General features: G+C 42.7%; 17 protein-coding genes and 2 pseudogenes. 11 read left to right on the top strand and 8 right to left on the bottom strand.

All coding sequences use genetic code 11. From position 1 onward, the window contains the following. Window positions 1-5 precede the first annotated feature (5 nt). The 3 genes from dapA to purC all read left to right on the top strand — a co-directional run bounded on the left by dapA (window position 6) and on the right by purC (window position 2,105). Window positions 6-911 carry a 4-hydroxy-tetrahydrodipicolinate synthase gene (dapA, locus tag TT12_RS05300; RefSeq protein WP_045452709.1) on the top strand — a complete coding sequence of 302 codons (906 nt, stop codon included), beginning with the start codon at window positions 6-8 and terminating at the stop codon, window positions 909-911. Between the two features lie 35 nt (window positions 912-946). Further along, on the top strand, window positions 947-1,261 hold the full coding sequence (locus TT12_RS05295) for a hypothetical protein (protein ID WP_227678182.1): 315 nt from the start codon (window positions 947-949) through the stop codon (window positions 1,259-1,261). Window positions 1,262-1,391: 130 nt separating this feature from the next. Then, on the top strand, window positions 1,392-2,105 hold the full coding sequence (gene purC, locus TT12_RS05290; RefSeq protein ID WP_045452705.1) for a phosphoribosylaminoimidazolesuccinocarboxamide synthase: 714 nt from the start codon (window positions 1,392-1,394) through the stop codon (window positions 2,103-2,105). Window positions 2,106-2,362: 257 nt separating this feature from the next. On the opposite strand, the gene TT12_RS05285 is transcribed toward purC, so the two are convergent. Further along, a complete protein-coding gene (locus TT12_RS05285; RefSeq protein ID WP_045452703.1) occupies window positions 2,363-3,682 on the bottom strand; it encodes a short-chain fatty acid transporter in 1,320 nt (439 codons plus the stop codon). A gap of 230 nt (window positions 3,683-3,912) precedes the next feature. On the opposite strand from TT12_RS05285, the gene TT12_RS05280 reads away from it, so the two are divergent. Together TT12_RS05280 and TT12_RS05275 are read left to right on the top strand one after the other, a co-directional pair. Then, window positions 3,913-4,560 carry a DNA-3-methyladenine glycosylase gene (locus TT12_RS05280; protein ID WP_045452702.1) on the top strand — a complete coding sequence of 216 codons (648 nt, stop codon included), beginning with the start codon at window positions 3,913-3,915 and terminating at the stop codon, window positions 4,558-4,560. Window positions 4,561-4,613: 53 nt separating this feature from the next. After that, on the top strand, window positions 4,614-4,925 hold the full coding sequence (locus TT12_RS05275) for a YqfO family protein (protein ID WP_045452700.1): 312 nt from the start codon (window positions 4,614-4,616) through the stop codon (window positions 4,923-4,925). A gap of 9 nt (window positions 4,926-4,934) precedes the next feature. Here TT12_RS05275 and TT12_RS05270 read toward each other — a convergent pair whose 3' ends face one another. The 3 genes from TT12_RS05270 to TT12_RS05260 all read right to left on the bottom strand — a co-directional run bounded on the left by TT12_RS05270 (window position 4,935) and on the right by TT12_RS05260 (window position 7,226). After that, window positions 4,935-5,306 carry a hypothetical protein gene (locus tag TT12_RS05270; protein ID WP_045452698.1) on the bottom strand — a complete coding sequence of 124 codons (372 nt, stop codon included), beginning with the start codon at window positions 5,304-5,306 and terminating at the stop codon, window positions 4,935-4,937. Between the two features lie 295 nt (window positions 5,307-5,601). After that, the gene (locus TT12_RS05265; protein ID WP_045452695.1) at window positions 5,602-6,264 is read right to left on the bottom strand and encodes a PepSY domain-containing protein; all 663 of its coding nucleotides are present in this window, start codon (window positions 6,262-6,264) and stop codon (window positions 5,602-5,604) included. A gap of 758 nt (window positions 6,265-7,022) precedes the next feature. Then, on the bottom strand, window positions 7,023-7,226 hold the full coding sequence (locus tag TT12_RS05260; protein ID WP_045443240.1) for a CsbD family protein: 204 nt from the start codon (window positions 7,224-7,226) through the stop codon (window positions 7,023-7,025). A gap of 502 nt (window positions 7,227-7,728) precedes the next feature. On the opposite strand from TT12_RS05260, the gene TT12_RS05255 reads away from it, so the two are divergent. The 3 genes from TT12_RS05255 to TT12_RS16715 all read left to right on the top strand — a co-directional run bounded on the left by TT12_RS05255 (window position 7,729) and on the right by TT12_RS16715 (window position 10,880). Continuing rightward, a complete protein-coding gene (locus TT12_RS05255) occupies window positions 7,729-8,418 on the top strand; it encodes a TetR/AcrR family transcriptional regulator (protein WP_045452692.1) in 690 nt (229 codons plus the stop codon). 249 nt (window positions 8,419-8,667) lie between these two features. After that, window positions 8,668-9,630: a molybdopterin-dependent oxidoreductase gene (locus tag TT12_RS16720; protein WP_243443399.1), complete on the top strand. Its 963-nt coding sequence runs from the start codon at window positions 8,668-8,670 to the stop codon at window positions 9,628-9,630. After that, window positions 9,597-10,880: a molybdopterin oxidoreductase family protein gene (locus TT12_RS16715; protein WP_243443398.1), complete on the top strand. Its 1,284-nt coding sequence runs from the start codon at window positions 9,597-9,599 to the stop codon at window positions 10,878-10,880. The genes TT12_RS16720 and TT12_RS16715 overlap by 34 nt, the downstream gene beginning before the upstream one ends. Before the next feature lie 98 nt (window positions 10,881-10,978). Here TT12_RS16715 and TT12_RS19070 read toward each other — a convergent pair whose 3' ends face one another. From TT12_RS19070 to ygfZ, 3 genes are all read right to left on the bottom strand, one after another. Next, entirely contained in the window at window positions 10,979-11,473 is a 495-nt protein-coding gene (locus tag TT12_RS19070; RefSeq protein ID WP_243443397.1) for an FAD-dependent oxidoreductase, read from the bottom strand. A gap of 15 nt (window positions 11,474-11,488) precedes the next feature. Next, on the bottom strand, window positions 11,489-12,301 hold the full coding sequence (locus tag TT12_RS19065; protein ID WP_243443396.1) for an FAD-dependent oxidoreductase: 813 nt from the start codon (window positions 12,299-12,301) through the stop codon (window positions 11,489-11,491). Window positions 12,302-12,375: 74 nt separating this feature from the next. Next, window positions 12,376-13,149, bottom strand: a complete 774-nt coding sequence (ygfZ, locus tag TT12_RS05240; protein WP_045452689.1) for a CAF17-like 4Fe-4S cluster assembly/insertion protein YgfZ — start codon at window positions 13,147-13,149, stop codon at window positions 12,376-12,378. A gap of 326 nt (window positions 13,150-13,475) precedes the next feature. Here ygfZ and TT12_RS05235 point away from each other — a divergent pair. The 3 genes and pseudogenes from TT12_RS05235 to TT12_RS05225 all read left to right on the top strand — a co-directional run bounded on the left by TT12_RS05235 (window position 13,476) and on the right by TT12_RS05225 (window position 17,288). Then, a pseudogene (locus tag TT12_RS05235) lies at window positions 13,476-13,828 on the top strand (zinc ribbon domain-containing protein YjdM). 111 nt (window positions 13,829-13,939) lie between these two features. Beyond that, the gene (gene hemL / locus TT12_RS05230; protein WP_045452770.1) at window positions 13,940-15,241 is read left to right on the top strand and encodes a glutamate-1-semialdehyde 2,1-aminomutase; all 1,302 of its coding nucleotides are present in this window, start codon (window positions 13,940-13,942) and stop codon (window positions 15,239-15,241) included. A 298-nt stretch (window positions 15,242-15,539) separates the two neighbouring features. Then, window positions 15,540-17,288 carry an AMP-binding protein gene (locus tag TT12_RS05225; RefSeq protein WP_045452686.1) on the top strand — a complete coding sequence of 583 codons (1,749 nt, stop codon included), beginning with the start codon at window positions 15,540-15,542 and terminating at the stop codon, window positions 17,286-17,288. A gap of 19 nt (window positions 17,289-17,307) precedes the next feature. On the opposite strand, the pseudogene TT12_RS05220 reads toward TT12_RS05225, so the two are convergent. After that, a pseudogene (locus TT12_RS05220) lies at window positions 17,308-17,645 on the bottom strand (Mpo1-like protein). Window positions 17,646-17,850: the final 205 nt, after the last annotated feature.

The raw sequence follows: 17,850 nt of genomic DNA, 5'->3' as shown, positions 1-17,850 counted from the left end.
CGGTTATGAGCACAGCATACGACGAGATCAAAACCCGACTACAAGGCTCAATGGTAGCCTTGGTAACGCCCATGCATCCTGACGGCACGGTTGATTATAAGCGTCTGGCGGATCTCATAGATTGGCAGATTGAGCAAGGCACGCATTGTCTCGTTGCCGTTGGTACTACTGGCGAGTCAGCGACATTATCTATGCAAGAGCACAGCGATGTCATTCGCTACTTTGTTCAGCATGTCAAAGGTCGTGTACCAGTGATTGCTGGAACAGGTGCCAATAATACGATGGAAGCCATTAAGCTGACCCAAGATGCTGCCGACGCTGGTGCAGATTGTGCGCTATTGGTTGCGCCTTATTATAACAAGCCGCCACAAGAAGGCTTATACCAACATTATAAGGCTATCGCGCGCGCGGTGAATATCCCGCAGATGCTTTATAATGTGCCAGGACGTACGGTCGTTGATATCGCACAAGAGACCGTAGAACGTCTGGCTGATATCGATAATATCGTCGCGATTAAAGATGCCACAGGCTCTATCGCTCGCGGTGAGCAATTGATCAAAGCAGTTGGCGATAGAATCGTCGTGCTATCTGGCGATGACAGTACGGCGCTTGATTTGATGACATTTGGTGGTAAAGGTAATATCTCAGTCACTGCCAACGTCGCCCCGAAAGCGATGAGCGAGACTTTTACAGCGGCGCTTCGTGGTGATTTTGATGCGGCTCATAAAGCACATGATGTGGTCAAGCATTTACACCGTGACTTGTTTATTGAGTCAAGTCCTATCCCAGCCAAATATGCGCTTCATAAAATGGGTATGATAGATACTGGTATTCGTCTGCCTTTGGTATGGTTGGCTGAACAACATCATGCCACTATTGATGACGCCTTGGTGCGTGCGAACTTATTATAAAATGATGCGTGTAAATGCTAACTCAGAGAGATAATATGATGAAAACATCATCACCGACTGCAAAAATATTCCCTGCGCTGCTGACCTTAATATTGGGAAGTACCTTAGTATTGAGCGGTTGCCAAAGTGCTAAAAACTTACTTGGTAAGCGTGACAATGGTAGCTTAGAATATCAGCAAAGCAAGAAGCTTGTGCCAATAGAGCTGCCTGCTAACAAAGAACCAGCGCCTTTTGTACCTTTGTATGCAACTCCTAATGCTGGTGCAAATACGCTGAAATTACAGAACGAATCAGGTAATCAGTACCAGCTGCCGAAGCCTGAGCGCGCTGTCAGTAGTCTTTCGAATTGAAGCTATTTCCTTATTTATACCGCTGACATTTTACAGTGATTAATGTAAATATTATTCATTCTGTCATACAAAAATCAGCGGTCGCTGCGCGTTTTTACCACATAAGCTTGAACGAACAGGAACTCCCATAATGCAAAAGCAACAACTGCTGTATAAAGGCAAAGCCAAATCTGTCTATGAAACTGAAGATAATGATCTTTTGATTCTACATTTCCGTGATGATACTTCAGCGCTTGATGGTAAGCGTATTGAGCAATTAGCACGCAAAGGTGTCGTTAATAATCGTTTTAACGCTTTCATCATGCAAAAACTGGCTGATGCTGGTATCGAAACGCATTTTGAAAAGCAATTGTCTGAAGATGAAGTATTGGTCAAGCGTTTAGAGATGATCCCAGTTGAGTGCGTGGTTCGTAACTTTGCTGCGGGCAGCTTGGTTCGTCGTTTGGGCTTAGAAGAAGGGCAAGCATTGACGCCACCTACTTATGAGCTGTTTTATAAAGATGATGCGCTGGGTGATCCAATGGTCAATGAGTCACTTGCTGTGTCTCTTGGCTGGGCAACCGAAGCACAACTGGCAAAAATGGAAGAGCTGACTCATCAAGTAAATGAGGTGTTAAAGGCGCTATTCGAAGCAGGTGATTTGATACTAGTTGATTTCAAACTAGAATTTGGTGTGTTCCATGACCGTATCGTCTTAGGGGATGAATTCTCACCAGATGGCTGCCGTATTTGGGATAAGACGACTAAGAAGAAGCTGGACAAAGACCGCTTCCGTCAATCATTAGGCGATGTCATTGAAGCTTATGAAGAAGTGGCTAACCGTATTGGTGTGCCATTAAGCTAGATATTTGATTGGCACTGCACTGCAGGTCAATCTTTAGCGTAAAAAAAACTGAGCCATGTGCTCAGTTTTTTGTGATTTTAAATTAATCTTCGTGTTTATCTTACGACTAATAATATAAAGGCTTTGACCTAAAGGTAGTCGTTATTATCAAATATGGCTATTCTGAATAGCTCCACTGCTATTTGATTTACTTCATTATTATCTAAAGATAAGAACAACCTCTATTAGAATAGTTAAGGTTGGAGTTATAGGATTTATTATAAAAACAAGAGTCCTAAACCAATCACAACACCACTGACAATCAGCACGATGACACAAAAACCCATGATATCTTTGGCTTTTAGACCTGCGATCGCCAGTGCTGGTAATGCCCAAAATGGCTGAATCATATTTGTCCAAGCATCACCCCATGCTACAGCCATAGCAACTCGTGACGGATCACTGCCCAACATTTCCGCCGCTTCTAACATGATTGGTGCTTGTACTGCCCATTGTCCACCACCTGAAGGAACAAAAAAGTTGACGAGTCCTGCACTGAGGAAAGCAAAAAGTGGTAGCGTCTCCGCTGTTGAAACGTTGACAAACGCTTCTGACATCACACCTGCCAACCCCGAAGCTGTCATCATTCCCATAATGCCTGCATAAAAAGGAAATTGGACGATGATAGCGCCTGCACCTTTAACCGCTTCTTGAACTGCAATCAAATACTTGCGAGGTGTACCGTGAAATATAATACCAAGAAACAAGAACATAAAGTTAACCAAGTCGAGCGTTAGAGCAAAACCGTTCTGTGCGAAATAATACACGATAAAGGCGATGCCCAATACGCCAATGACCATTGATAAAATCCAGCTATTTTCTAAGCGTTCTGCTGGTGTCATATCCGATTTGGCTGGCAGATCCTCAGGGATAGGATCTACTAGAAGTTTTGGATCTACCGTAATCGTATCTTCTTTTTTTGGCATCATCAGACGGTTTAATAAAGGGACGATAATAACCAATGCTGCGACGATAATTAGGTTATAGCTAGCAAAGATGGTCGCACTTGTTGGAATAACACCGATTTTATCAACGAAGGGATGGCCTGCTGTTGCAATGGATAATGGAATCGACCCAGAGAATCCGGCATGCCAAATGATAAATCCAGAATAGGCGCTGGCAATCAATAAACGGTAATCGACATTTTCGACACGCTTCGCCAGCTCTTTGGCAAATAATGCCCCAATGACCAAGCCAAATCCCCAATTAATCCAGCTTGCTGCAAGCGATACTAAGGTGACCAGTATAATCGCACTACCTGGCGAGATTGCGAAACTGGCAAGTTTACCCAGCCCTTTTTTAAATATGGGGCTGCTTGCTAATACAAAACCAGTTACTAGCACCAACACCATTTGCATTGAGAATGCCAGCAAAGCCCAGAAGCCTTCACCCCAAAACGCCACCATCTGTACCGGTGAAGAGTCGGTTAAACCTAAGCCCATTACAAAAATAACCAAGGTTAAAATAATGACGAACAGAAATGGATCTGGTAAATATTTTTCCATCAAGCTATTCGAGAAGCGTGTAATCCCTTTCATTTTTTGACTTCCTTTTTGTCTAAGTTTACGTTTCATTCCTCATTCCAATGTTACCTCATTCTTCCTTTTTTATGCTTATTCATTCAGCAAAAATCATCTTTTTGAATGCTATATCGACCTTGCAAGGTTTGTTTAAACATTCCTTAAACACTGTGTGCCATACCTTGCTGTATTTTTATGCTAACTTATTAATTATTCCATGATATAAAAAGCATAAAAGGTCATTACTAATGTCAACGCCTCAAACTTCCACGGCGCAGCCTACTATTTTAGAGCCATCATGGTTTACTCGACCAACCTGTGTGGTCGCTGCTGATTTAATAGGTAAAGTGCTGTGTAGAAAGCTGTTAGACACGGATGGCACGCCTAAAATAATACGTATGCGCATCTCAGAAACTGAAGCTTACATCGGTGTGAGCGATCCCGCTTGTCATTCACATGCTGGCAGTCGAACGCCGCGCACTGAAATCATGTATGAGCAAGGTGGCGTTTTTTATGTGTATTTGACTTATGGCGTCCATCATATGCTCAATTTAATCAGCGGTGCTATCGACTCCCCTGAGTCGGTGCTGATACGCGCAGGGTTTTTAGCAGAAGATAGTGACCGCCTACGAGATGAGCAATTATTGAGCTTAGATCAACAACTGATTCATCCCAAGCAGTTCGCTGGTCCCGGTAAGCTGACCAAGCGTTTACAAATCGACCGTGACTTGTATGGCAAATCCATTCATCCAGCATCAGCCGTTTGGATAGAAGACGACGGTTGCAAGCCGCCAGTATCGCTGCGTCCACGGATTGGCATTGATTATGCGGGCGAGGCAAAAGAGTGGTTATTACGCTACATTTGGACAGACCATCCTTCGTTATCCAAAAAATAGTAAGATTGATAGTTGATGGCTGTTTTTCTAAATAGACTGGAAGGAAGTAATACATGTATAAACTGACCGTTTTTATTCCAGATACAGCATTAGAGCAGGTCAAGTCCGCTTTATTTTCGGCGGGCGCTGGGACGATTGGCAATTATGAACAGTGCTGTTGGCAAGTGCAGGGGACAGGGCAATTTAGGCCACTGGCAGGCAGTAATCCGAATATTGGAGCACATGATCGACTGGAAACCGTTGAGGAATGGCGAGTAGAAATGGTAGTGGCTGATGCTGATATTAAAGAGGTCGTCGAGGCGTTAAAGCAGGCGCATCCTTATGAAATGCCTGCCTATGATGTGATTGAAGTATTAGACTTTTAGGGTCAGCTCTCAGTCTTTTTTGATTTTAATCACGTTATAACTCGGATAGCCAAGCTCGATTTTGTAATCTTCACTGCCGCGTTTGGCTTTTACTTTTATTTTACTGTCACCTTTTTTGTATTTGACGTCTTTGACTCGATAACCCATATTGCTGACTTTATTCGCAGCCCTTTGCTCGATAGCAGGCTGATAAAGCTCTTTATCAATGGAGTTGATGGTCTTCTTGTGCTTTTTGTAGACCTTACTGTCTTTATAAATGTCTTCGTAAAGGTCGCCGTAAGCATTATAACCAGGTGCGGTGACACAGCCAGTCGTTATCGTCAGCAACACTGCAATCATACTAGTGCTAGTAGTGGTTTTTAATAAAGTATGGTGGTTCATCAAATCCTCTTATGATGTCAAAGATGTTTTTGCGTCTCTTATAAAAAGGGTCAAATAAACCAAGGGCTGGCTTATTTGACCAAAGGCATCAAGTAGTCAATGATGCCAAAAACTTTATTTAATAGCTTTATTTTACTTATCTCATTTTTAATGCACTTAAATATAGTCGGTTCAATATAATTTAGATTCAAGGAAGGCAAGCGAAAATACTATAAATAGTAGACTAAGCGAGCCTGACACCGTATCTGATTTATATAGGATTGACTATAACTATCAATTGAATGGAGGATATGCTCTAGTCTTTTTCAATCTTAATCACATTTAAGTTTGGGTAACCAAGTCGTATTTCATATTCTTGCGAGCCGCGCTTGGCTTCAATCTCGAACACGCCGCGTCCGTTCTTTTCTTCCAGCTCAATGTCGTTGACCCGATAACCCATGCCTTGTATTTTATTGATTGCACGTTGCTTAATTGCTGGATAACGCGAGTCTCTTTTAATGCTATCTTCGATATCGTCATTCTTATAGTGCTTATTATTCTTATGCTTGCCATTATTTTTATATTTGTCTTTCTTGTAATGGTCTTTGTCATATCTATCGTCTTGCCAAACATTAGACCAAGCTTTTTTATTTGAGCTAATAAGCTTTAGATCAGGATACGTGTATTTTAGCTCGTATGCTTGGTTGTTCTTTTTGGCATAAGCGGTCATTATGCGATTGCCACGGTAGTTATCGGATTTGATATCCATAACCTGATAGCCTTTACGGCGCAGATCAGCGCGTAGCTTTTGACTAATACGGTTGTAGTCAGCGTTACCATAATCATCATTACCACCATATACTGGATAATTATCATATCCTGGACCGACGACGGTACACCCAACTGTAGTGCCCAATAATGCAACCGCAAGACCAGTAGATATAACGGTCTTAAATGAGAAAGGCTTTAGAGTTTTCATGATCCAATATCCTATAATATTTTTAAATTACCCGTCGCATCATTGCTGGTGATAGCCGAGCATGTACGCACTCTATAAATTTTTCATATAATCGTATTCATAACTTACTGGCAAATTAATTATTACCATCGTCATTACCATTATGCGCTTTGAAATATTTTCTTACATTATCTATCATAATGGACAAAGCTTGATGATTAGTGTCTTTTGCGTTAATAAGTTGTAATCAAGGTAACGAATATGAATCATGTAAGCATATGCTTACACGAAATGACGCTTACGCGACTTAACATCAGGTTAGGAATTAGGCATTATAGTCACACGGCATTAGGGAATGTGACTCAAGGATTGAGTTGACCGCATTAAGGATAATGATTCACTTATTAGCATCAGGATGATAATGATAAGTGGAGTAAGGACACATACCCTTTGCTGCTATCAGTAGTTAATGCTGGTAGTTGTAGTAAAAAGGGCAGGATGCCCAGTATCACAATATGCTGAATCTTATGCAAGGATGCATGGGAAACAGTGGTGATAGGTAACATGGATGGTTAACAATAAAACCGCATAACAGTTAATTGCTATGCGGTTTTATCGTGTCTGGACTTTGAGTTTTATCTTTTAGAATTATTTGATATAAATCAAGTTGGTGATCAGTCCAGCATAAAAAAACCGCATTAGAAACTAATGCGGTTTTCGTTTAAATAATCTGCTTATAAGATTTTTATCTTAATACTTCTTACAAGCATGATTATCTACTAGTATTTATGTTCAGTACGCCATGCGTCTACTTCACGTTCAGCATCATCTTTGCTGTGACCATAACGTTCTTGAACTTTTCCGACCAATTTATCACGGCTACCTTCAACGTGTAATAAATCATCATCAGTAAGATCAGCCCATTTTTGTTTTACTGAGCCTTTTATTTGGTTCCATTCACCTTTTAGAGTATGTTCGTTCATTTTTATGTTCCTTCTTTTATTATAAAATTGGTTATTGAGACAATTATTCCATCTGTCTTTAATCGACATTTTACTCAGCTGCTATCAGTACTTATGAATCAGCTAACTGGTGATATCTAATATAAGTGCTCACCATCGCCATGTCTGTATATGCAATGTTGAGAGTGTTGCTCCATTATTGAGATCTGCACAGCTATGTTATGCATCGTCCATTTGTGTAATGAATGAAGTGTTTTATCAGTGACATACGTAAAGAGGATTAACAAGTCTGGCGATGATTTATAAAAAATGACGTCGTAACACGCTGTAAATATAGGAATAAAAAAGTAGCTGTCATCATAAATGTGGCGGCTATTTTTTATAATTGTTTTAGGATGGGTTAAAACGAATCATCAAGAATAAGTAAGGCTAAACATTTAGTGATAGACTTCTTGTTTAAATGGCTATAGCCTTATAGTTGAAATAACAATTGTTTTATAGATTAAGTTGGGGCAGGTTGATAGTGAATGTACTTGATAGTGTAAGTGCTACAAAACCGGAAACAAAACGAGAGCTGGCAAAGGCGAAAACGCGTCATACGTTACTCAAAAGTGCCTTGCAGCTGTATAGCGTAGAGGGCGCTTTTGGTATGAGTATGAATAAAATCGCGAAAGGCGCAGGTATTGCTCAGCCAAGTTTTTATAATCATTTTGATAGTTTAGATGCGTTGCAGCAGGTGTTAGGCGAGCAGCTTAAAGACAATTATTTATCGCCAATGCGCATGGCGTGGGTAGATATGCTTAAAGACTATCCAACGCTGTCTAAAGAGGACTTCAATGAGCGTTGTCAGGAATGCCTAACATTGATTTTTGATGCCGCTTTTCAAAACATCACTTTATTTCAACGTTTGCTCGAAGACAGTCTGCGCTTTGATTCAAACATAGAACGTAACGGGTTGGGAAGTCTAATCATAGAGATAAGAGACGAGTGGACTAAGATATTTATAGAGGGATTGCAGTCAGCTGAGTGCTCTTTTGACGAATCTGACGTTCATCTCTGTGTCGATATCGCTGCCGCTCAAGTACATGAATTGATATTGGGCTGTCATCAACAGCGTTATTCACGGCAGCAAGCCATTGAGATATTGTGCAAAAACTTTGATGGCGTCTTTAGCCATTTTTTCACCAAAGAGAGGCACAGAGTAAATAGCTAGTCATTCAGCTTATCAATGTTGCACTTTGACTAATTCTCAGTGTTTTTAAGATTGTTAGGGTGAGTAAATTTAGCAACCATATTAAACTTATAAAACGGAATTTATATAGTGAAAGCGATATAGTCGATTCAATTTAAAAGTAGTACAAGGCAACCGAGTGTAGATGTCTATTTAATACTTCAAACGAGATTAACGCAGTAATACTTTTATAGTGGAATGACTATAGTAAAAAATAACAGGGAGCGCGACATGGCTAGTGAAAAGAGTCACACGGATGAACAAACACATTTTAGAACCTGCAATTTATGCGAAGCAATGTGCGGTATTGAAATAAAGCACGATGGAGCAAAGGTATTATCGATTAAAGGCGATAAAGATGATCCATTTTCTAAAGGGTATATTTGTCCAAAAGCGACTGCTTTGCAAGATTTGCATGAAGACAGTGATCGCCTGCGTCATCCCGTTGAGAGAACGGCTAACGGTTGGAAAGAGATTAGTTGGGCTGAGGCGTTAGATAAGGTGGCAGCTGGTATTCAGTCGGTACAGAAAAAACATGGTCAAAACGCTTTCGGGATTTATTTAGGCAATCCTAATGTCCATAATTTGGGCGGCATGTTAACCATTAAGCATCTATTAACCAGTATTAAGACGCGCAGTCGCTTTTCTGCGACTTCCATCGACCAGTTGCCGCATCACATTGTTAGCATGCATCTGTTCGGGCATATGCTGCGCATCCCTGTGCCTGACGTCAATCGTACCCAATATATGCTTATTATCGGCGGTAATCCGCTGGCGTCTAACGGTAGTATTATGACAGCGCCAAATATGCGCCAAAAGCTAAAAGACATCAAAGCCCGTGATGGCAAAGTAGTGGTCATCGACCCAAGGCGCACCGAAACCGCCGACATTGCTAGCGAGCATCACTTTATTCGTCCAGCGACCGATGTTTTGCTCTTGCTTGCCATGCTCAATGAAATTTATCTCCAAGGGTATGCGGACAAGGCACGCGCTAACAATAATAGAGCCGCGCGCTCGCGCCAGAGATTGCACGCATTGCAGACTTTGCAAAAGACTATAGCGCCGAGTCCGTCGCTGATATTACTGGCATTTCGGCAATTAAGATTAAACGACTGGTCAAAGAGTTTTGTGAAGCCGAAAGCTCGGTCTGTTATGGACGCATGGGCGTTTCGGTGCAAGAGTTTGGCTTGCTGAGTCAGTATCTCATTATGCTGATTAATATTGTCACAGGTCGTTTGGATGAAGTGGGTGGCATAATGTTCCCCAATCCTGCGGTTGATGTGGTCAATAACTCTGGCCCAGGTTATTTAGGTAAGCGCCATAGCCGCGTGAGTAACTTGCCTGATTTTAATGGCGATTATCCCGTCGTGGCAATGGCGGATGAGATGTTGGTAGAAGGGGCGGGGCAGCTAAAAGGATTTATGACTGTCGCGGGCAACCCTGTACTCAGTACGCCGAATGGTGAAAAGTTAGATACGGCTTTTGCCAACTTAGACTTTATGGTCGCTATTGACTACTTTGTCACAGAAACCAGCCGTCATGCGCATATCATTTTGCCGCCGGTATCGCCGCTAGAGCGCGATCATTATGACGTCACCTTTAACAATTTTGCTGTCCATAACGTCGCCAAATATTCAAAGGCATTGTTTGCTAAGCAAAGAAGTGCCAAACATGACTGGCAAATCTACTTAGGGTTAGCAAAACGCTTGGATAAAAAAGCCGTACTTGCGACCAAAGTCGAACGCCTAACAATAAAAGTTTTGGGTCCGAAATTTGTGCTTAATCAAGGTCTGAAACGTGGGCCTTATAAGGGTCTCAATCTAAAGCAATTGAAGAAAAATCCGCATGGAATTGATTTGGGATCGCTCAAAACCATGCTGCCACAAGCGTTAAAACACAAAGACAAGCAGATTCATCTTAATGTTGATTTTTATCGAGCAGATTTAGAGCGGGTGCAGGAGATGATGCAGGACTATGATGACAAGCAAATTCTATTGATTGGTCGTCGTCATGTACGCAGCAATAATTCGTGGCTACACAACAGCTATCGCTTGGTAAAAGGTAAGCCGCGCTGTACTTTGATGCTGCATCCTGAAACGGCGAAACAGTACGGTATTGAGGATGGTCAAAACGTAAAAGTAACGTCGCGTGTGGGTAGTGTCACGATCGTAGCAGAAGTGACGGATGAGCTGATGCCCAAAGTGGTGAGTATCCCTCATGGGTGGGGTCACGGCCGTAAAGGGGTAAAACAAAAAATCGCTCAAGCGCATGCGGGCGTCAGTGTCAATGATTTGACAGACGATACCTTAATCGATCAGCTAAGTGGCAATGCGGCAGTCAATGGCGTCCCAGTACAATTGCAAGCAATCGCGCCAGAAGCGACTGATTTGGAGACGGCTGATTCTGACGTTGATTTCGATATGGAATCAGGGAGCGCTGCATAAAATAGTTCTAAAATAAAAGTCTTCCATATAAAGAAAAAAGGCGCTGACTTATATTGGTAGCGCCTTTTTTACGTTTCTTATTCTTACGTTTCTTATTTTTACGTTCCTAAGCCAACAAAATCAAAATCGACTTGCGGTGTCTCACCCTGTATTAATAAACTGATCGCCTTTGCAGAACCGCAAGCATGGGTCCAGCCAAGCGTACCATGACCTGTATTGAGCCATAAATTATCAAAACTAGCATCCACATTATGACTGCCATGACGGACTTGACCCCTATGCGCGCGCCCAATTAACGGCACATTTGATGGAGTCATTGGACGTAGCCCTGTCCAATATTGCACAGAATTGGCAATGATACCTTTCGGGAATAACTGCTGCACACGGCGCGTGATGGCTTCGCAGCGTGTGCTATTCAAATCCAAATTGTAGCCGTTAAATTCTGCCGTTCCAGCGACGCGTAACTTGTCGCCAAGGCGTGATGTCACCAGCTTAAACTCATCATCAATGAGACTGACAAAGGGTGTAGATGCGGGGCGCGGGGTTGATTTGATAAGTAGCTGAGTAGCCTTTGGCTGGAAATATCGGCGCATGTATTCCCAAAGGTCTTAGTAATGACACACTATAGCTACCGAGGCTAGTACATGGCTGTCTGCACTAAAGGTTTGCGCGTTTTCTCCCTTAGGTTGAATGGTAATACTATGTACATGCGGGCGAGCAGAATGGGCGTCAGTGTTTAACGCCAGAATCTCGGTATCGTATAAAAACTTCACGCCAGACTTTATGCAGCGCTCGGCTAAGCGCTGGGTAAATAAATGGGCATTACCCGATTCATCACGGCTGGTATAAGTCGCACCTTTTAGCTTATGAGCAATAGGGTAAAGCGCAGGCTCTAAGTTAACGGCATTATTGATATCGATGATATGACGCTCACAGCCTAACGCTTGCATGCGCTCCGTTGGCGCAATAGCGGCATCAAATTCCGCTTGATTGGTATAAAAATGCATAATACCGCGCGTTTGCTGCTCGTAATCAATACCAATATCAGCACGCAGCTGTTGTAGTGCATCTCGTGAATACAAGCCCAAACGTACCATTTGTACCAGATTGGCATCGGCTCTATCTGCACGGCATTCTTGCAAAAACTGCATCGCCCACTTAAGCTGTGCCTTATCAGCACGCAAGCGATACAACAGTGGTGCATCCTCGCGAAACAGCCATTTAAGCGCTTTCATTGGAGCCGCAGGGTTTGCCCAAGGGGTTGCGTGCGAGACAGATATTTGCCCACCATTGGCAAATGAGGTCTGCATACCAGCAGCTGGCTCACGCTCAATGACGGTCACATCGTAGCCTGCTTGGCGAAGATACCATGCGGTGGTCACGCCCACCACACCCGCTCCGAGTACCGCAATATGGGTCATAGATTACTCTGCTGCTTTTTTAGTAAAAATGTTTTGACGAGTGCTGCTTATTACGCATCACTCATCATGTCGTACTATTTTTGGCGTGCAACATCGGCTTGCAGCGCTGGCGGTAAGTCTAATATCGTAAGCTCACTATCGGCTAAATGCTCTGGACGGGCAACGACCAATGCTTTAAAACCATTACCATTAATAGTGTCATCGGCAATCGCATTAACCACATGAATTTTTTCTAGCTTGTCACCGGCTGCTGGCACCTCGCCTGCGCCGCTGACATAATGTAAAAACGCTTTTGGCGCTGCCTTAAAATAAATACGGGCAATCACTTCTTGACCAAGATAGCAGCCTTTGTCATAGTCCATACCGCCGCGCTGATGCAGACGCAGCTCTTGTGGCTGAAACAGACCTTGGGTGGCAGCAACTATCCAATAGTTGCCAATGGCAAGACTCGCTTGCATCCACGCTTGGGTATAGGCTGGCGTATTGTGGTCTTCTTGATGGCTAAAGGTTGGCACGTCATCAAGCACGCAAGGATAAATGGGCGCGGGCGCACTGGTGTCAAATTTTGAAAAGGCACCGAACTTTTTTAAATGGGCTTGAAAAGCCTCAGCGCAATCGGCACTGATAACCACATCATAATGCTTTTCGGCTTGTTTTTTTATCCAAAGACCAAAGTCAATGCGACCTTTTAAATTACTAAGCGCCGTTGCTTGATAACTGAGTCCGAGCTTGGTGACATCAGAGGTGAGCTGACCTTGTAAGAATTTTTCCGCATCTTCACCTTGAATTGTTAGTTGAACAAATTGTGGCAATGTTGATGAGAGTGTCGATACGCTTGATTGAGTCATTATTATTATCCTATTCATAAGTAGCTATCGTTATAAGTAGTTATAGCCTCAGATATTGTGATGAACACTGAGTTATTAAAGTAATTGCTAAAGTAGATATTGAGGTTTTTACCATCTAAAGATACATGGTCATCAAACCAAATTTAGTTAAAGCAGAGTACCACAAAACACTGTGTGATAAAAAATGTCCGCTGTAAGACATGAGCGAATCTATCAATTAGTCACAGCACCGCATTTACGAGTGAAGCGATTGGTTAAAGCTGGCGAGTTACGGTACAATGTTAGCTCTAGAATACACCCAATTTATCACGGCTGACGAGGAAATTATGAGCTTACCCAATTGCCCAAAATGCGATGCTGAATATACGTACGAAGATGGTGCGTTACTGGTATGTCCATGTGTGCTCATGAATGGACGGCGGCAGAGTCTGATGCAGCGCAAGCTGAAGAGCAAGACGCGGTCATTCGTGATGCGGTCGGAAATGAGCTGCAAGATGGCGATACCGTCACCGTGATTAAAGACTTAAAAGTCAAAGGTTCATCGACCGTTATTAAAGTCGGTACCAAAGCAAAAGGTATTCGCCTGCTGCCCGATGCCTCTGATGGTCATGATATTGACTGTAAACTTGATGGTTTTGGCCCAATGAAGCTTAAATCATCTGTGGTCAAAAAAGCATAAATTATTAAATGTGCTTTAAAAATCTGCTAAGCATTAACAATAAGCCGCAAAATTATTTTTAATAAAATAAGACAGAACCAATATTAAAGAAATAATAAGTAGAGAATGATTATGAGCACTAAAAACGAACAGCTATTTGCGCAAGCTCGCAAACATATTCCTGGCGGCGTAAACTCGCCAGTCCGTGCCTTTGCTGGAGTTGGTGGTACGCCAATTTTTATGCACCGTGCCAACGGTAGTAAAATCTATGACACCGAAGACAATGCTTATATCGATTACGTCGGCTCTTGGGGCCCAATGATTTTGGGTCATGCCCATCCAAAAGTCATCGATGCGGTCAAAAAAGCGGCTGATGATGGTCTAAGCTTTGGTACACCAACGCCGTTTGAAACAACCGTTGCAGATAAGATTTGCGAGATCGTTCCTAGCGTTGAAATGATCCGTATGACCAGCTCAGGTACAGAAGCAACCATGAGCGCGATTCGTCTAGCACGTGGTTATACCCAACGTGACAAAATCGTTAAATTTGAAGGCTGCTATCATGGTCATTCAGACAGCTTACTGGTAAAAGCAGGCTCTGGTATGCTCGATATCGGTGAGCCAACCTCGAAAGGCGTGCCTGCTGATTTTGCTAAGCACACGATTACGATTCCTTATAATGATTCGCAAGCGATTAAAGATTGTTTTGAGAAATGGGGCGAAGAAGTCGCTTGCGTTATCTTAGAGCCAATCGCGGGCAACATGAACATGGTCATCCCTACGCAAGAATTCCATGATACGTTGCGTGCCGAGTGTACCGCCAATGGCGCAGTGCTTATCTTTGATGAAGTGATGACGGGCTTTCGTGTTGGACTTGGTGGTGCACAGGCACATTTCGGCATCGACCCTGATTTAACTTGCTTTGGTAAAATCATCGGCGCAGGTCTACCTGTTGGCGCTTTCGGTGGCAAAAAAGAAGTCATGTCTTGTATCGCCCCACTTGGCGGTGTCTATCAAGCGGGTACGTTATCAGGCAACCCGCTAGCGATGCGTGCTGGTATTGCGATGTTTGAAGACTTAACGGCAGATGGTTTTTATGACGAGTTAGCAGCAAAAGTTGATCGTCTAGTAGACGGTTTTCAAGCGGCGGCTGACAAACACGGCATCAACATGCGTACCAATAAATTGGGCGGTATGTTTGGCATGTTCTTTGTTAAAGACAATGAAACTGACACGCCAAAGAATTTCGATGACGTGACAGAGTGCGATATGACGGTGTTTAACACGTTCTTCCATGGCATGCTCGATCGCGGTATTTATCTGGCACCGTCTGCTTATGAAGCAGGCTTTATGTCAATTAAACATAGCGATGAAGACATTGATATCTCTATTAAAGCGGCTGACGAGATTTTTGCAGAAATGGCAAAAGCGTAACTGTTTATTCAGAACCTTATTTATTCAGAACCTTATTTATTCAGAGCCTGGTTCATTTAAGACCTGTTTTAAATGTATGTAGTTACAAGAACCAGTATGAGAGATCATGCTGGTTTTTTTTGTCCCCAATATTTATCCTTTTGTGATTTTCACTATAAGAGATAAAGGTTTTTTGACGATGACTGCATAAATTAAAAAACTAGGACGGAGACAATTCCTTCTTTGGGTGATTGCAAAATAAACAATAAATTATGCTATTCTGAGATGAATCAAGATAATTGAGCAAGGATGCTAACTGATGACTACAAGCACTAATGATATGCCTAGCAGTAATACGCCACCGCTATGGCAAGCCTCATATGAGAAATATGGAATAAGAAATAATTTAGATGTATTAGAGGGAAAGCACAACCTGCTAGATTTATTGCAACCCAAGATAGATCAGCATGGTAATTCTGTGGCTTTTAGTATGGGGCCCGCCACCCTTACCTTTGCACAATTGGATATTGCCAGCCGCCGTTTTGCTGCTTTTTTGCAAGCACAAGGAATCAATAAAGGCGACCGGGTCGCTGTGCAATTACCCAATATATTGCAGTATGCCGTGGTGTTACTTGGTTGTCTGCGAGCAGGCGCGGTATTGGTGAATGTCAATCCGATGTATACCCATTATGAATTGGCGCATCAGCTGACGGATGCTCAAGCTAGTGTGCTGATTGTCCTCGATGGTATGACCTCTGCTTACGATCAGTTAGATGATGCAGTCAAAGCGCAACTGTCATTGGTTGTACATTGTTCCGTCAATCCAAATGCTGGACCTGCTGATAACGATATTGCCTTGCTTACCCAACTTGAACTGTCGACCGATACTACTCGTCAATTCAATAAAACCAGCCAAACCACAGCCGATAATGCTGCAAACTATATCTCAGAGCATAATATAAGCTTTGCCCATATTATGAGTGCATACCACGCTGAACAATATCAGCCTGTTACTATCGAGCGTGAAGATTTAGCTTTATTGCAATATACGGGTGGCACGACCGGCAAGCCAAAAGGCGCGATGCTCACGCATTACAATGTCATGGCCAATGTCTGTCAGTGTTATGCGATGTTTGGTCACGCGATTGAAGCGGGTCGTAGCGAGCAGATCAAAATACTGAATCCGTTGCCGCTCTATCATATCTTCTCATTTACCGTTTGCGGCTTACTAGGCATTTATGGCGGCTGGGAAGACATACTGGTCACCAATCCGCGTGATATCGATGGACTAGTCAATACCATCAAGCAGCATCGTCCGCATGTTATTCCTTCGGTTAATACCTTATTTATTGGTATGCTGCATCATCCAAAGTTTGCCAACCTTGATTTTAGTCGCTTGGCACTATCTATTGGTGGCGGCACCGCAATCATCAAAGCCGTATCTGATCAGTGGCAACAAGTCACTGGTATGATTATCAATGAAGGTTATGGCATGTCCGAAACTGCACCAGTTATCTCTTTTAATCCACCTGGTATAGATCGTTTTAATGGTAGCGTTGGTCTGCCACTTGCGATGATGGATATTAAAATCATTGATGAACAAGGTGCAACTTGTGCAATAGGTACACGGGGCGAGGTTTGTATTAAAGGCCCGCAGGTCATGCGTGGTTACTGGCAACGAGACAATGCAGATACTTTTACAAAGGATGGCTATTTTAAATCAGGTGATATTGGTGTGCTAGATGAACATGGATTTTTGACGCTGGTGGATCGCAAAAAAGACATGATACTGGTTTCAGGATTTAACGTCTATCCAAACGAAGTGGAAGCGGCATTGACAGAGCATCCGAAAGTACTTGAAGTCGCGGTGGTTGGTATTGCAGATGAGCACAGCGGTGAAGTACCCAAAGCGTTTGTGGTCAAAAAAGATTCGAGTTTGACGGTAGAGGAGCTACAAGACTTTGCAAGTGAGCGTTTGACAGGTTATAAACGCCCGCAGTCATACGAGTTTATCGATGAATTGCCCAAAACTGCGGTAGGAAAAATATTACGTAAGTCTTTACGTTAGTTGGGCTAGGGGCGAGTTATTATCGTCCAATTTTATCAAATTTACGGTCTTTTAAGCTGAGTCTACCGCGTAGGACATCACTGTACATACGAAAGTCGCTAGCAAAGCTTTTTAGCGGGAATTTGAACGAGGCAGGTTTGTTTTTTTCAAAGAAAAATGACCGACCCAAGCGCAAGCATATCCAGCAGCGATGCCTTTAAGTAATGGTTTTGGCGAAGCAGTTTTGACCGACTTTGCGAGTCCCAATAAGCCAAAGCTACTACCGGCGAAATGTAAGCGGCGACAAGCCATGTTTTGATGTTCAGCTAAATAGAAGTCATAAAATTTTTGCTTTGTTGGACTGACGGTTGTCATCATGTTTTTTTTGGCATTGCTGACCGCTTGAGCATCGGCGTTTTTGGTAGTGTTTTGTGTGGTCGTTTGATTCATTTGTTTAGCTTCCTTGCTAATAGTTTCTTGAGTATAGATATTAGGGCGAGTAATTAGAAGGCTTTCTGTTTTACTAAAACGGCTAGTCGGTCATTAAGTAACTGTTATTTATTATAATATTGGTCGTTTTTAA

The sequence above is a fragment of the Psychrobacter sp. JCM 18903 genome (assembly GCF_000586475.1).
Taxonomy (GTDB): Bacteria; Pseudomonadota; Gammaproteobacteria; order Pseudomonadales; family Moraxellaceae; genus Psychrobacter.
The sequence above is the reverse complement of the archived record's forward strand: the minus strand, read 5'-3'. Positions and strand labels throughout refer to the sequence as shown.